Here is a 14,433-nt window from a genome sequence, read left to right on the forward strand (position 1 = left end):
GATGATCGATCATGGATTGCCGCGGCCGCCGCGCTTCGCCGGCCGCGTTTTCGTCGCCGTCGTGCTGGCCGCGCCGCTCGTCGCGCACGCGCTGCCCGGCTACGACGACGTGCGCCGCAACTGGCGCAGTTCCGACTGGGTGCTGCTCGCGCGTGACGGCACGCCGCTGCAGCGCACGCGCGTCGACCTCGCCGAACGGCGCGGCGACTGGGTGTCGCTCGCCGACGTGTCGCCCGCGTTCCGCGAGGCGATCGTCGTGTCCGAGGACAAGCGCTTCTACGAACACAGCGGCGTCGACTGGCGCGGGATCGCCGGTGCGGCATGGGGAAACCTGTGGAACCAGCGCACGCGCGGCGCGTCGACCGTGACGATGCAGCTCGCCGGGCTCCTCAATGACGAACCGCGCCGCTCGGGCCAGCGCTCGCTGCCGCAGAAGGCCACGCAGGCGATGAACGCGCTGCTGCTCGAACGCGGCTGGCGCAAGGACCAGATCCTCGAGGCCTACCTGAATCTCGTGCCGTTCCGCGGCGAGACGGTCGGGCTCGCCGCGCTGTCGCAGGTGCTGTTCGGCAAGGCGCCGTCCGGCCTCGACGCGCGTGAAGCCGCGATCGCGGCAGCGCTGGTGCGCGCGCCCAACGCGGCGAGCGCGAAGGTCGCCGAGCGTGCGTGCCGGATCCTGCGCGACATGCACGCGGAGCAGGCCTGCGCGTCGCTCGACGGCTACGTGCAGCTCGTGATCGCGCGCCCGGCCAATGCCGTCCGTAACGACCTGACGGCGGACGGCGCCGCCCTCGCCCCGCACTTCGCGCGCCGCATCGCGGCCGAGGTCAGGCCCGCGGCCGGCGCGCAGGTGCGCACGACGCTCGATGCGCCGCTGCAGCGCTTCGCGCGCGACACGCTCACGCGCGCGCTGACCGAGCTCAACGCGCCCGCGCACCGGCGCAACGTGCAGGACGGCGCGGTCGTCGTGATCGACAACGCGACCGGCGAGATTCGCGCGTGGGTCGGTTCGTCGGGCGCGTTGTCGAGCGCACGCGACGTCGACGCCGTGCTCGCGCCGCGCCAGGCCGGCTCAACGCTCAAGCCGTTCCTCTATGCGCAGGCGATCGACGAGAAGCGGCTGACGGCCGCGTCGCTGCTCGACGACGCGCCGATCAACCTCGCGGCCGGCGGCGGCCTCTACATTCCGCAGAACTACGACAAGGATTTCAAGGGCTGGGTGAGCGTGCGCAGCGCGCTCGGCGGCTCGCTGAACGTGCCGGCCGTGCGCACGCTCGTGCTCGTCACGCCGCATCGCTTCGCGCGCACGCTGACCGCGCTCGGCCTGCCGCTCGCGCAGGAAGGCGACTACTACGGCTTCAGCCTCGCGCTCGGCAGCGCGGACGTCACGCTGCTGTCGCTGACCAATGCGTATCGCGCGCTCGCGAACGGCGGCGTCGCGCGCAAGGTCGTCGACCTGCCTGCGCCGTCGCCCGCTGCCGGCGCATCGGCACCGGGGCGTGCGGACAACGGCACGCGCGTGTTCAGCGAAGCGGCCAGCTTCGTCGTCACCGACATCCTCGCCGACAACAACGCGCGCGTGCGCACGTTCGGCTTCGACAATCCGCTCGCGACGCGCTTCTTCTCGGCGGTGAAGACCGGCACGAGCAAGGACATGCGCGACAACTGGACGGTCGGCTTCACGTCGCGCTATACGGTCGGCGTGTGGGTCGGCAATGCGGACGGCTCGCCGATGTGGGACGTGTCGGGCGTCACGGGCGCGTCGCCGGTGTGGTCGGCCGTCGTCGGCTACCTGCACCGCGACCTGCCGAGCCGCGCGCCGCGTCCGCCGGCCGGCGTCGAAGCACGCCGCATCACGTTCGAGCGCGACGTCGAGCCGTCGCGCAACGAGTGGTTCGTCACGGGCACCGCGCTCGACACGATCCGGCTCGCGGCGCCCGTCACGCCGGGCAAGGACGGCGCGCGCGCGCCGCTGACGATCGGTGCGCCGACCGACGGCACGATCTTCGCGATCGATCCGGACATTCCGCCGAAGAATCAGCGGATCTGGTTCGAGCGATCTTCCGGGCATGCCGCACGGTTCGCGTGGCGGCTCGACGACAAGGTAATCGGCCACGCCGACCGCATCGCGTGGATGCCGTGGCCCGGGCGGCACCGGCTCGAACTCGTCGACGCGCGCGGCAACGTGGCGGATGCGATCGGCTTCGAGGTGCGCGGCGCGTTCGCGAAACCGGCCGCGCGCAAGCCGTAACGGGCGCCGGCCATGCCGCACACCGCAGGCCGCGGCGAACAAACGGGCCAGCAACCCCGCGATCGGAGACCTAGAATACGAACAGCGCGCCGAAGCGTCGGCGCGCGCCGGTTGCCCTGCCGCGCTCACTCTTCCGATCCGCCCGCGACCATGAACCTTCGCCATCCGCGCTTCCTCCGCCCCGCGCTGGGCACGCTGTGCGCCGCGGCCCTCGCGACGCTTGCCGGCTGCAACGGCGACGCCTGCTTCGGCGTCGACGTCTGCTTCAACAACGCCAACACGCAAACCGTCGCGCTGTCCGGCACGGCCGCCACGGGCTCCGCGCTCGCGAGCGCATCGGTGACGGTCAGCTGCGCGCAAGGCTCGGCGACGACGCTGACCGACGGCGGCGGCAACTACCGCGTGGCGGTCAACGCCGTGCTGCCGTGCGTGATCACCGTCGCGTCGAGCGGCACGAGCCTGCATTCGCTCGCCTACGCGGGCGGCACCTTCAACACGACGCCCGAGACCGAGCTGATGCTCGTCTATCTCGCCGCGCAGCTCGGCACGAACACGGCCGGGCTGATCGGCAATTTCCAGGGGAATGCGCACTTCCAGCAGGTGATGGGCAGCCCGAACACGGTGCAGGCCGCGCAATCGGCGGTCGTGACGAATCTGCAGCAGCGCTATGCGGTCACGCTGTCGGCGCCGGCCTTCCTGACGACACCGTTCGTGGTCGGCCAACCGGGCGTCGACAGCGACCTCGCCGCGCTGGCCAAGGCCGGCGCGATCGACTCGAACGGGATGCCTGATCCGGTTGCGGTTTCGCTGCTGGCGCAGGCGGGCGCGGCGCACCCGCTGTGAGCGGCGGGCGTGCCGCCGCCCGCGTCGACGCGGCTTACGCGGCTTCCCCGCTCCCGCAAGCCACGCTCGCCGCCTGCTGCTGCGTGAGGTAGCGCAGCAGCTTCGTCACCATCCACACGACGATGAACGACAGCGCGACGAAGAACACCGCGAGCGGCGTCAGCACGTGAATCGATACGAAACCGGCCAGCCCCATCATCGCGGACGACACGAGCAGCAGCGCGCACCCGAGGATCGCGCTCGTCAGCCCCGCGATATGCGGAAACAGCGAATTGCCCTTCGCCATCAGCGTCGGATACATCGCGCCCGCGCAGAAGCCCATCACGAGCACCGGCGTCGCGAGCGTCCATACGCGCAGCCCGACGGTCAGCGCCAGCACCAGCATCGCGACCGCCGCGCCCGCCATCACGCGTGCGCCGATACGCAACCGCTGCTCGGCGCTCGGCAGCCCGCGCCCGTGAATCCGGTTCGACAGCCCGCCGAGGAAATACATCAGCCCGATCCCGAGCGCGAGATAGCCGAAGAAGGTCGGCGGCTTGTGCAGCGTGGTCTGCACCATGAACGGCCCGACGATGTTGAACACCAGCAGGATGCTGTAGCACAGCCCCTGCGCGAGAAAGCAGCTCTGGAACACCGGGCTCGCGAGCACCTTGCCCGCGTTCGCCATCAGCGTGCGCGGCTCGAGATGGACCGGCTTCGGCAAGGTCTCGCGATAGCGCCACAGCAGCGCCCACATCACCAGCGAATACACCAGCAGGAACACGAGGCACGCGCGCCAGCCGAACCATTCCTGCAGGTGCGCGCCGATCACCGGCGCGATGATCGGCGCGAGCCCCCACGCGATCGACATATAGGTAAACGCATGCATCAGCGCCTGGCCCGAGAACGAGTCGGTGATGATCGCCTTCGCGAGCAGGTTCGTGGTCGCGATCCCGAAGCCCTGCAGACAGCGCGCCAGCACGAACGTCTCCAGGTTCGGCGCGCCGAGCGACAGCAGGCAGCCGATCGTGTAGATGACCAGCCCGAACGCGAGCACGCGCTTGCGCCCGTATGCATCGGCAACCGGACCGAAGATCAGCTGGCCGAGCGCATAAGCGGCCATGTAGCCGGAGACGCTCGACTGAATCGCCTGCGGCGTGGTCGCGAACGAACGCGCCATGTCGGGCAGCGCAGGCACGTAGATGTCGATCGCGAGCTGGCCGGCGGAGGCGAACAGGCAAATCAGGAACAGCAGGAAGCGCGGCGAGTTCGATTCGCGCGCGGGAGTGAGCGAGGCGTTCATGACAACCGGGAAGGATTCGGACGGCGGCAACACGCGCCGTGCTGCTCGAAGTCGAACAACGGTGCGCGGCGAAGCGCATATTGTGCCTGTTGTTGCGCAACGCGACAGGAATCCCCTGGCGTGGGCGCGGTTGAATGCGGATTGCGTCAGGTTTCGAAACGCGTTACACGCCCCGCTTGCCGATCATGGCGAGCCGGTCCGGCGGCCGGCACGGCCACGGTTTTGATCCATATTTCGTTTTTTGTTTGCGGCGCCACTCGCCTGCCTGCGCGCATCCGCGGCTCGCCGCGCCACTCCGTACTTTCCACCGATTGACACACCTCCCGGCGTTCCCCCTATACTCCTCGCAGCGCCAATGAATTGTTGAACAATCCAGCATGAAAATTGACGCCTGACCGGCCACCACAACGGATTCCAGCCGGATCTCCGAATCTGCAAATTTCCCCGAGAGCACCGCGTCATGTCGAACTATCCCGCCGCCTACCAGGTCACCAAGGGTTCCGTCCTGAACGTCGACAAAGCCTTTTATTCCACGATCGCCCAGCGCCAGGACGCGCGCGAACGGATCGCGTCGCACGTCGTGCCGATCCGCAGCGGCTTCGCGTGGACGGTGCCGGCGGGTCACGTGTTCCGGATCGTCACGCTCGAAGGCCCGCAAGTCGCCGACTTCAACATCTGGAACCTGCACAATCCGCGCGAGCGCATGTGGGCGTCGCGCACACGTCAGCTGCAAGCCGCGCACGTGACGACGTTCGACCGGCTCTGGTCGACGCTGCCGTACCTGCGGCCGATGGTCACGATCACCGACGACACGCTCGCCGGCTATGGCGTCGACGGCGACGGCGGCCGCGTGCACGACCTGCTCGGCACGCGCTGCGACCCGTACGTGAACAAGCTGCTGACCGGCGAGGATTTTCATTTCCACTGTCATTCGAACCTCGTGCGGGCGGTCGCGCCGTACGGGCTGACCGAATTCGACGTGCACGACGTGCTCAACGTGTTCCAGTGCACCGGCCTGAACGACGACGACAAGTACTTCATGAAGGCCTGTCCCGCGCAGCCGGGCGATTACCTCGAGTTCTTCGCGGAAATCGACGTGCTGTGCGCGATGTCCACGTGTCCGGGCGGCGACCTTTCGGTGCCGATGTGGGGCCCCGACGCACGCGACCCGATCGACGTGTGCCGGCCGCTCGGCGTCGAGGTATACCGGCTCGACCCGAGCCTGCTCGAAGGCTGGTCGCAGCCGAGCGTCGCGCCCTACCGTGGCCAGCACGGGATGCAGCCGCCGCAGGCCGACTGGCAGCACGACAAGACGGCGTAACGCGGTCCGGAGCCCGTAGAATGGCGAAACGCCGCCGGCCGGCCACGCCGGCGGCGCACGACCAGGAGAGGAGCGAACGAACGGAATGGCAAGCGAAAAAGCGAGAGGACAGTCGGTCGCCGACCGGATCAGCCATCAACTGCGGGAACACATCATCAGCGGCAAGCTGCCGCCCGGCACCGCGCTGATCGAGATGGACCTCGCGGCCGAATACGACACGTCGCGCAACTCGCTTCGCGAAGTCCTGCATCAGCTCGGCCGCGAAGGGCTCGTCACGTTCGTGCGCCACAAGGGTGTCGTCGTGCGCACGCTGAATCGCCAGGACGTGCGCGATCTCTACGTCGCGCGCCGCACGCTCGAACTGCATGCGCTGAACACGGCCGAACTCGCGCAGCCGGCGCTGCTCGAAAAGATGCAGGCCGCCATTCGCGCGGCCGAGCGCGAACTCGACAAGGAAAACTGGCAGGCCGTCGGCACGCACAGCCTGCGCTTTCACCAGCACATCGTCGCGCTGCAGAAGTCGGCGCTGCTCGACGAGTTCTTCCGGACCATCTCCGCACAGCTGCGGCTCGTCTTCGCCGCGGATCCCGACGAGAAACGCGTGCAAACGCCCGACTGGATCCAGCGCGAATACCAGATCTACGACCTCCTCACGCAGAACCGCCGCAGCGAAGCCGTCACCGCGCTCGCGCGCTATCTCGACGATTCCGAGCGGATGCTCGTCGAGGCAATCAAGCGCAGCCATCGCGAGGCGGCCTGACCCTGCACGCCGCGCCGCCGTTGCTTGCCTCAAGACGTGGCAAGCAACGGCAGCACGAAAAGGCACGCAACGGCCCGACCGCTCGCGCAGTCAGACCTGCTCCGTCGGCAGCGCGTAACTGCCGTCTTCCCGATGCGTCTCGAGTCCCGTCAGCGGCGGATTGAACACGCACACGAGATGCAGGTCGCCACGCGTCGCGCGCAGGACATGCGGATCGTTCAGGTTCAGCGCGTAGATCGTTCCGGGCGTGATCCGGTGCACGTTGCCGGTCGCCGTGTCGACGACCTCCCCCTCTCCGGCCACGCAGTAGTTGGTCTCGAAGTGGTTCTTGTAGTGCAGATGCAGTTCGGCGCCTTCGTGCACGCGCGTCTCATGAACGGAATAGCCGACGCCGTCCTGCTTGACGATCATGCGCTTGCTGTCCCAGCCCGGGCCGCGCGCATGGCGCTCGGTATTGGCGATATCGGTCGATCTCACGACGATCATAAGTACCTCTGAATAGTTGAGATGAAAAATGGCAAGGCGATCCTTGCCGCCGGAAAATGCGTCATGCGGATTCGGCGGTCAGCGCGCTCTCCACCGCTGCCGCGACATCGAGCAGCCGCGCGTCCTCGCCGCGATGCCCGGTGATCAGCAAGCCGACGGGCTGACGGTTGCGCAGGTCGCCGGGCACGCTGATGCTCGGCAGGTCGAGCCGGTTCGCGAATTCGGTCAGCCGGAACGCACGCGCGTTCTGTGCGAGGTATGCGGCTTCGTCGGCCAGATCGGCCACGCGCGGCGGCAGCATCGGCACCGTCGGCGTCAGCACCGCATCCGCGTCGCCGAGTTCGGCGTGGTACGCGGCGGCCAGTGCAGCCAGGCGCCGCAGCGCCGCGGCGTAGTCGTGCGCCCGCACCTGCTCGCCTGCAGCGATGCGCGGGCCGACCAGCTGATCGTAGCGGTCCGCCGCCGCGGCCAGCCGCGCACGATGAAGCATGAACGCCTCTGCCGCGATGATGCCGCCCGCGCGGGCGACCGCGCCGGCCTCGGCCACGCAATCGAGCCGCTTGCGCCGGATCCGTGCGCCGTGCGCGGACAGTCGGGACAGCCACGCGTCGAATGCGCGTCCGACGACCGGGTCGACGTCATCCGCGACGAACGCCTCGGGCACGATGAACTGCAGGTCGCGGATCGCCGCCGGTCGCCGCCGCCGCGCTTCGCGGCCGTGCAGCGCAACGTCCGCCTGCCGGCACAGCCCGACCGTCGCGGCCAGCAGGCCCGGCACGTCGAAGCTCGTCGACAGAAACCGCATGCCGTCGCTCGCATAGCGCCCGCGCGACGGCTTGAATCCCGTCACGCCGCAGAATGCGGCCGGAATGCGTGCCGACCCGCTCGTATCGGAACCCAGCGACAGGTCGGCCGCACCGAGCGCCACCGACACCGCCGCGCCCGAACTCGATCCGCCGGCCACCCGCTCGCGCCGCGCATCGAGCGGCGTCGTCGGCGTCCCGTACGCACGGTTCACGCCGAGCGCGCCGTACGCGAACTCGGTCATCGCCGTCTGCGCGACCAGCACCGCGCCGGCCCGACGCAGTGCCGACACCGGCGCCGCGTCGATTCGCGCCGGCGGCTCGTCGGCCAGCACGCGCGAACCGGCATGCGTGACCCAGCCGGTGCAATCGAAGCAGGCCTTCACCGTCAGCACGGCGCCGGCCAGCGGCGCATCGATCGCGCCGGCGCGCCGCGCCGCATCCCATGCACGTGCATCGGCGACCGCCGCGTCGTCGCGCCGCGCGAGCCACGCGGCTTCGATGTCGCCGGGATGCGCGTCGGCATGCGCAAGACACGCACGCACCCGTTCCGCACACGCGTGCTCGTTCACGTTGCCCAGCCGGAAATCCGTCGGATCCATTCCCGCTCCCATCTGGTCATTTGTCATGCGAAGTGAACGTGCTTCAGAAAATCCTTCACGCGCGCGTCCGCGCTGCCGCGAATCCGGTCCGGCGGCACGTCGTACAGGATGCGCCCGTTCTCCATGAACACGATCCGGTCGGACACCTTGAACGCGAAATTCATCTCGTGGGTCACGATGATCATCGTCATCCCTTCTTTCGCCAGCGTCTCGACGACCTTCAGCACTTCGCCGACGAGCTCCGGATCGAGGGCCGACGTCGGCTCGTCGAACAGCATGATCGACGGCCGCGTCGCGAGCGCGCGCGCAATGGCGACGCGCTGCTGCTGGCCGCCCGACAGCTGATGCGGATACTTGTTCGCATGTTCGAGCATCCCGACCTTCGACAACAGCGACAGCGCCTGCAGCCGGATCGCCGCCGCATCGGCCTGCCGGTGATAGCACGGCGCCATCATCACGTTCTGCAGCGCGGTGCGATGCGGGAACAGGTTGAAGCTCTGGAACACCATGCCGATGTCGAGGATGCGCTCGTGCGACACGCGCGGCGGATGCGGACCCGACGCGCGGATGAACGGCTCTCCGTACAGGTCGATCTCGCCCGCGTTCACCGGCGCGAGGCCGTTGACGGTACGAATCAGCGACGTCTTTCCGGAGCCGGACGGCCCGATGATCGACACGACCTGCCCGGGCACGACGTCGAGATGAATGTCCTTCAGCACTTCATGGCGGCCGTAGCGCTGCTGCACGCCTTTCAGGCGCAGCGCGAATTCGGCGTTCGCCCGCGGCCTCGGCGCGACGGCCGGCGCCGACGGCGGCAGCGCAAGATCGACGTGGCCGGCCTGGGCCGGCGTACGGCGGCTGACGTCGAGGTACCGCTCGAGATAACCGAGCAGCCGGCTGAACACGGTCACGATCAGCACGTAGTAGAACGCCACGGCCAGCATCGTTTCGAACACCAGGAAATTCTGCGTGTACAGCCGCTGGCCGACGAGCAGGATCTCGGCCAGCGAAATCACCGACACCAGCGACGTGAGCTTCACGATCGTGATGAACTCGTTCGCCAGCGCCGGCAGCGCAATGCGGATCGCCTGCGGCATCACGATCATCCGCTGGATGCCGGTGAAGCGGATACCCAGCGCGCGGCCCGCCTCGAGCTGCCCGCGCGGCACCGACAGGATCCCGCCGCGATGGATTTCCGCGAAATAGGCGGTCTCGCTCAGCACCATCGCGATCAGGCCGGCCATGAACGGATCGGACAGCACCGCGCTCGTCGCCGGAAAGACCTGCGGCAGGTTGTAGATGAAGACCAGCAGCACGAGCAGCGGCAGGCTGCGGAAGAACCAGATGTAGAGCGCCGCCGCCCGCTTCAGCAACGGCTGGTGCGACTGTCTCGCGAGCGCCACCGGAAAGCCGAGCAACACGCCGAGCAGCCAGGCGGCGACGCTGAGTTCGACGACCACAACGCAGGCGCCCCAGAAATCCTGGTCCCGCAAGAGCTGAAACGCATAGTGCCAATCGAACTGCATCGAAGACTCCTCAACCGCGGATGGTGATGCGGCCGCGCGGCGCGCGGTGGTCAGGTCGTACTGGCCGCGCGCTTACTTCGGCGCGCCGAGCGCGTTGGCGACGTCGGAAGGTGTCGGCTCCTGCAACCCGTACTTCTTCACCAGGCTGCCGTATTCGCCGCTGCGCCGCGCATCGTTCAACGCACCCTCGAGCGCACCCTGCAATCCGCTATCGCCCTTCGTCACGCCCAGGCCGATCACGATCGGATACAGCAGCGTGGTCGAACTGATGTCGACGCGCCCGTTCGTCTGCTTCGGAATCTCCTGCGCGACGGCCGCGTCCTCGATCTGGACATCGACCGCCTTCGACAGCAGCGCGGACGTCGCTTCCGGCGACGTCGGGAACTCGAGGATCGCGATCTCGGCGCGCGCGGCCGCCTTGCACGTGTCCTGCGACACCGCACGCAGCTTCGGCGTCCACGACGCGCCCTTGATCGAGCCGACCCGCTTGCCGCACAGGTCCTGCGGCGTCTTCGGCAGGAACGCGCCGCCCTTCGCGACTAGCAGCGACGCGCCCGTCTTCAGGTACGGCACGAAATCGACCTGCTTCACGCGATCGGGCGTCACGTACAGCGCGGATGCGACGACGTCGAAGCGGCGCGCCTTCATCCCGAGAATCAGGTCCGGGAAGCGCGTATCGAGAAATACCGGCTCCAGTTTCAGGTGACGTGCCAGCAGCCGTGAGAACTCGGCATCGAAACCCGCAGGCTTGCCGGCGTCCAGGTACGCGTATGGCGGATACGTGAGGTCGGAGCCCACCAGCAGCGTGCCGGGCCGCACCGTCTGCAGCGGCGCCGCCGACGCGAGCGAGCATGCGAAGGCCAGCGGCACGAGCACGCCGCGGAGGAAATGTCGAACCGGGAAACGAGCAGACATGGCGAAGCTCCTGGGTTGTTCGGCTCTCGCGCTGAAACGTCGCAACGCCTCCCAGGCGCCGCCACACGCGGCTCCCCGGGATTTTTCGCCGAAAATTGTTGAACAATTTCGGCCGATTCTGACCAGTTCAAATTGAAATCTGTATTCGGGTTTACACGGCAAACAGCGTCGCCGGACGTGCGTCGGGCGCGCATCCGCCAACCCCGCTTCGGTGCGGGGCACGTGTTCAGGCAAGGGAGAAAAGACCGGGCGGGACGACGCGCGGACGGCGGGCCGTCGAGGTGCGGCGCCATAAACGCGATGCACGCGATGGAGGATCAGGACACGGGGTTCAGCATCGGGCGCGACGGGCCCGGCTCGCGCTTGCGGCTGCGGGGATGCGCGCCGCGACGCCGACCCGAAGGCCGGGGGATTCGATCGTGCAGGCCGAGCACGCAACGTGTCGGCCCGCACGCCACTGCGACGTTTCGATCAGTACTGTGCCTGATCCGTCGGATTCCTGAACAGCTGCTTCATCTCCGGCGACAGCGGATAGTTGAGGCTCACACCCTTCGGCGGAATCGGCTGCATGAACCACTGGTCGTAGAGCTTCTCGGCCGCGCCCGAGGTCTGCAGCTTCGCGATCACGCCGTCGACCACGTGCTTGAACGCCGGATCGTCCTTGCGCATCATGCACGCGTAGTTCTCGTGGACGAGCGGCGTGCCCGCCACCGTGTACGCGCCCGGATTGCGGTCCTTCGCGATCTCGCCGTACAGCAGCGGCTCGTCCATCACGAACGCGACCGCGCGCCCGGTCGTGACGTTCATGAACGCTTCGGCATGGTCCTTCGCGCTGATGATCGTCATGTTCATCCCTTTCTCTTCGTTGAGCTTGCGCAGCAGCCGCTCGTCGGAGGTGCCGGCCGTCGTCGCGACCGTCTTGCCGGCCAGGTCCGGGAAGTCCTTCACGCCCGAATCCTTGCGCGTGCTGAAACGGATCCCGTACAGAAAGATGCTGTTCGAGAACGCGGCCTGCTTCTGCCGCTCCAGCGTGTTCGTCGTCGAGCCGCACTCGAAGTCGATCGTGCCGTTCTGCAGCAGCGGAATCCGGTTCTGCGACGTGATCGGGATTTCCTTCACCGTCAGGTTCGGCGTCTTCAACTCCGCCTTGAGCGCATCGATGATGCGCGCCGCGATGTCGCGCGAGTAACCGATGTTCTTCTGCTGGTTGTCCGAATACGAGAACGGCACCGACGATTCGCGGATGCCGAGCGACACGACGCCCGTGTCCTTGATCTTCTTCAGCGTGCCGGTGAGCGCCTGCGCGTGCGCGGCGCCCGCCAGCGCGCAGGACAACGCGACAGCCAGCCAACGGAAGCGGTGATCCATGCTTTTCTCCTGACGAAACCTTGATCGAATCGCGATCCTACGCCCGAAAAATTCGCACCGCATCGGGGAAAGCGTCAAGCGCCCTTCGTCAAGGCCACACCGCGCGCAATCGTTTCCGTGCCGCGCAAAAGCGCCCGCGCCGCATGTTTCGCCGGGTCGACCGCCTGCAATCTTGCACCTCATGAACAGATCACCCGTTCCAAACGCGCGTTCATGCTGCAACCCAGCAACGCAATCGTTTGCGCGTCGCATCTTTTTCACACAAAACATATTCAAGAAAGCCGCCTCATCAGCCGTTACCCAATGCATGGCGTGTCGCAGGAACCCCGCGCGCGCCCGACAAAAATCAAGGTCCGGCTTAGGCCAGACCAGGCACCACCGCCGGCACGACGGTTATCTCCGAGGATCGACTTTCAACATGAAAGCCAAACGTTTCAATTTCGCGCTGGCCCGTTCGGCCCATGCGCGCATGCTCGCCGGCATGCTGTCCGCCGTCGCCCTGCTCCCGATCGCCGGCTGCGGCGGAGGCGGCGGCGACGGCAGCAACCCGTCGCCGACCAACACGGCACCGGCCCCGACCCCGGCCCCCGCGCCTGCTCCGACGACCCCGCCCACCAATTCCGGCAGCAACGCGTGTACGTCGCAGCAGGCCGCCACGCAAATGGCCGCCCAGACCACGCCCGACGAGCCGCCGGTCGATCACCTGATCGTCAGGCTGAAGACGCTGACGGCCACGAACGCACGAGCGGCCATCGACGACGGCACGCGGCTCGACGCGGTGATCCAGCGTTCGATGACACGCTGGACGGCGCCGACGGCAACCGGCGCCGCGCGTGCGTATGCGGCCGCGGCGACGCCGCTGAACGTGCAGGTCGAGCGGACGGTCTCGAACGGCGCGGCCGTGCTGTCGCTCGGCCAGCGCGTCGCGGCCGCCGACGCGGCGGCGCTCGCGGAGGCCTTCGGCGCCGACGCCGACGTCGACTACGCTGAACCGGATCATCCGATGAAGGTCCGCGACACGCCGAGCGACCCGAGCTACGGCCAGCAGTGGTATCTGTCCGACCCGACCGCCGGCGCCGATCTGCCGCCTGCGTGGAACCAGACCAAAGGCTCGCCGACCGTCGTGACGGCCGTGCTCGACACCGGCTATCGGCCGCACCCCGACCTCGTCGGCAACCTGCTGCCCGGCTACAGCTTCATCACCAGCGTCAACACCAGCAACAACGGCCTGTCGCGCGGCCCCGACGCGAGCGACCCGGGCGACTGGGTCACGCAGCAGGAACTCGACAACGCGAGCGGCCCGTACTACCACTGCGAAAGCGAACCGAACACCAGCAGCTGGCACGGCACGCGCGTGATGGGCGTGATCGGCGCGACCGCCAACAACGGCATCGGCATCGCCGGCGTATCGTGGCTCGGCAAGATTCTGCCGGTGCGCGTGCTCGGCAAATGCGGCGGCGTGACGAGCGACATTGCCGACGCAATGCGCTGGGCGGCCGGCATTCCCGTCACCGGGGTGCCGAACAACCCGACGCCGGCGAAAATCATCAACCTCAGCCTCGGCGGCGTCGGCGCCTGCAGCAAGACGTTCCAGCAGGCGATCGACGACGTGAACGCGAAGGGCGTAACCGTCGTCGTCGCCGCCGGCAACGACGGTCTGTCGACCGGCCTCGACCAGCCCGCGAACTGCAGCGGCGTGATCAGCGTCGGTGCCAACGATGCAGCCGGCCGCCGCGCCTCGTTCAGCAACTTCGGCACCAACATCACGCTCAGCGCACCGGGCGTCAACATCCTGTCGACGGCCAACAGCGGCACGACGACGCCGGATGGCGACACCTACGGCCTGGCGAGCGGCACGAGCCTCGCGACGCCGCAGGTGACGGGCGTCGCCGCGCTGATGCTCGCGGTGAACGGCAACCTCACGCCCACGCAGATCCAGCAGAAGCTGAAAAGCGGCACGCACACGGCGAAGCTGGCGGCCAGTACGCCATGCACCGCGTTGCCGGCAGGCTCGGGCATTCTCGATGCAGGAACCGCGGTCGCGTCAGCCACGCAGTAAGCGGCCCGTTCTCGACGCATGCAGCCGCGGGGGGGGGGGGGGGGGGGGGGGGGGGGGGGGGGGGGGGGGGGGGGGGGGGGGGGGGGGGGGGGGGGGGGGGGGGGGGGGGGGGGGGGCGCGCCCCCCCCCCCCCCCCCCCCCCCCCCCCCCCGCGCACCCCCGCCGCGCACCGCGCCAGCGCGTAGACAGCGCAGACGGACGGAGGCGAGGAAAACAA

At 68.3% G+C, this 14,433-nt stretch carries 12 protein-coding genes; 6 read left to right on the plus strand and 6 right to left on the minus strand.

The features are described from left to right. Nucleotide 1 precedes the first annotated feature (1 nt). The gene (pbpC, locus tag DIE16_RS09010; RefSeq protein ID WP_124892134.1) at nt 2–2,251 is read left to right on the plus strand and encodes a penicillin-binding protein 1C; all 2,250 of its coding nucleotides are present in this window, start codon (nt 2–4) and stop codon (nt 2,249–2,251) included. A gap of 150 nt (nt 2,252–2,401) precedes the next feature. Next, nucleotides 2,402–3,094 (plus strand): hypothetical protein, encoded by a 693-nt coding sequence (locus DIE16_RS09015; protein WP_124523966.1) that lies wholly within the window; start codon nt 2,402–2,404, stop codon nt 3,092–3,094. A gap of 34 nt (nt 3,095–3,128) precedes the next feature. Here the strand turns inward: DIE16_RS09015 and DIE16_RS09020 are convergent, their stop codons facing one another. Further along, nucleotides 3,129–4,376 (minus strand): multidrug effflux MFS transporter, encoded by a 1,248-nt coding sequence (locus tag DIE16_RS09020; protein WP_124484594.1) that lies wholly within the window; start codon nt 4,374–4,376, stop codon nt 3,129–3,131. A 460-nt stretch (nt 4,377–4,836) separates the two neighbouring features. On the opposite strand from DIE16_RS09020, the gene DIE16_RS09025 reads away from it, so the two are divergent. Further along, nucleotides 4,837–5,697 (plus strand): DUF1989 domain-containing protein, encoded by an 861-nt coding sequence (locus DIE16_RS09025; RefSeq protein ID WP_124572173.1) that lies wholly within the window; start codon nt 4,837–4,839, stop codon nt 5,695–5,697. A gap of 85 nt (nt 5,698–5,782) precedes the next feature. Continuing rightward, entirely contained in the window at nt 5,783–6,457 is a 675-nt protein-coding gene (locus tag DIE16_RS09030) for a GntR family transcriptional regulator (protein ID WP_044843280.1), read from the plus strand. Nucleotides 6,458–6,547: 90 nt separating this feature from the next. Here DIE16_RS09030 and DIE16_RS09035 read toward each other — a convergent pair whose 3' ends face one another. The 4 genes from DIE16_RS09035 to DIE16_RS09050 form a co-directional block, all read right to left on the minus strand. After that, entirely contained in the window at nt 6,548–6,943 is a 396-nt protein-coding gene (locus DIE16_RS09035) for an ectoine synthase (RefSeq protein WP_124892135.1), read from the minus strand. Between the two features lie 61 nt (nt 6,944–7,004). After that, the gene (locus DIE16_RS09040) at nt 7,005–8,348 is read right to left on the minus strand and encodes an amidase family protein (protein ID WP_124892136.1); all 1,344 of its coding nucleotides are present in this window, start codon (nt 8,346–8,348) and stop codon (nt 7,005–7,007) included. 23 nt (nt 8,349–8,371) lie between these two features. Further along, nucleotides 8,372–9,874 carry an amino acid ABC transporter permease/ATP-binding protein gene (locus DIE16_RS09045; RefSeq protein WP_124484591.1) on the minus strand — a complete coding sequence of 501 codons (1,503 nt, stop codon included), beginning with the start codon at nt 9,872–9,874 and terminating at the stop codon, nt 8,372–8,374. A 72-nt stretch (nt 9,875–9,946) separates the two neighbouring features. Further along, a complete protein-coding gene (locus DIE16_RS09050) occupies nt 9,947–10,789 on the minus strand; it encodes an ABC transporter substrate-binding protein (protein WP_124892137.1) in 843 nt (280 codons plus the stop codon). On the opposite strand from DIE16_RS09050, the gene DIE16_RS36560 reads away from it, so the two are divergent. Then, nucleotides 10,788–10,925 carry a hypothetical protein gene (locus tag DIE16_RS36560; protein WP_185500441.1) on the plus strand — a complete coding sequence of 46 codons (138 nt, stop codon included), beginning with the start codon at nt 10,788–10,790 and terminating at the stop codon, nt 10,923–10,925. The genes DIE16_RS09050 and DIE16_RS36560 overlap by 2 nt on opposite strands. Nucleotides 10,926–11,260: 335 nt before the next feature. Here DIE16_RS36560 and DIE16_RS09055 read toward each other — a convergent pair whose 3' ends face one another. Beyond that, nucleotides 11,261–12,157 carry a glutamate/aspartate ABC transporter substrate-binding protein gene (locus DIE16_RS09055; protein WP_124523952.1) on the minus strand — a complete coding sequence of 299 codons (897 nt, stop codon included), beginning with the start codon at nt 12,155–12,157 and terminating at the stop codon, nt 11,261–11,263. Between the two features lie 418 nt (nt 12,158–12,575). Between DIE16_RS09055 and DIE16_RS09060 the strand changes: the two genes are divergently transcribed. Then, nucleotides 12,576–14,216 (plus strand): S8 family peptidase, encoded by a 1,641-nt coding sequence (locus DIE16_RS09060; RefSeq protein WP_124892138.1) that lies wholly within the window; start codon nt 12,576–12,578, stop codon nt 14,214–14,216. Nucleotides 14,217–14,433: the final 217 nt, after the last annotated feature.

Origin of the sequence: Burkholderia sp. Bp9090, assembly GCF_003857985.1 — a bacterium.
In the GTDB taxonomy this organism is placed as follows: Bacteria; Pseudomonadota; Gammaproteobacteria; order Burkholderiales; family Burkholderiaceae; genus Burkholderia.

What these genes read in the sequence shown, in the direction of transcription:
- pbpC (WP_124892134.1), top strand. Translation starts at nt 2, where the DNA reads ATGATCGATCATGGATTGCCGCGGCCGCCGCGCTTCGCCGGCCGCGTT.
- DIE16_RS09015 (WP_124523966.1), top strand. Translation starts at nt 2,402, where the DNA reads ATGAACCTTCGCCATCCGCGCTTCCTCCGCCCCGCGCTGGGCACGCTG.
- DIE16_RS09020 (WP_124484594.1), bottom strand. Translation starts at nt 4,376, where the DNA reads ATGAACGCCTCGCTCACTCCCGCGCGCGAATCGAACTCGCCGCGCTTC.
- DIE16_RS09025 (WP_124572173.1), top strand. Translation starts at nt 4,837, where the DNA reads ATGTCGAACTATCCCGCCGCCTACCAGGTCACCAAGGGTTCCGTCCTG.
- DIE16_RS09030 (WP_044843280.1), top strand. Translation starts at nt 5,783, where the DNA reads ATGGCAAGCGAAAAAGCGAGAGGACAGTCGGTCGCCGACCGGATCAGC.
- DIE16_RS09035 (WP_124892135.1), bottom strand. Translation starts at nt 6,943, where the DNA reads ATGATCGTCGTGAGATCGACCGATATCGCCAATACCGAGCGCCATGCG.
- DIE16_RS09040 (WP_124892136.1), bottom strand. Translation starts at nt 8,348, where the DNA reads ATGGATCCGACGGATTTCCGGCTGGGCAACGTGAACGAGCACGCGTGT.
- DIE16_RS09045 (WP_124484591.1), bottom strand. Translation starts at nt 9,874, where the DNA reads ATGCAGTTCGATTGGCACTATGCGTTTCAGCTCTTGCGGGACCAGGAT.
- DIE16_RS36560 (WP_185500441.1), top strand. Translation starts at nt 10,788, where the DNA reads ATGGCGAAGCTCCTGGGTTGTTCGGCTCTCGCGCTGAAACGTCGCAAC.
- DIE16_RS09050 (WP_124892137.1), bottom strand. Translation starts at nt 10,789, where the DNA reads ATGTCTGCTCGTTTCCCGGTTCGACATTTCCTCCGCGGCGTGCTCGTG.
- DIE16_RS09055 (WP_124523952.1), bottom strand. Translation starts at nt 12,157, where the DNA reads ATGGATCACCGCTTCCGTTGGCTGGCTGTCGCGTTGTCCTGCGCGCTG.
- DIE16_RS09060 (WP_124892138.1), top strand. Translation starts at nt 12,576, where the DNA reads ATGAAAGCCAAACGTTTCAATTTCGCGCTGGCCCGTTCGGCCCATGCG.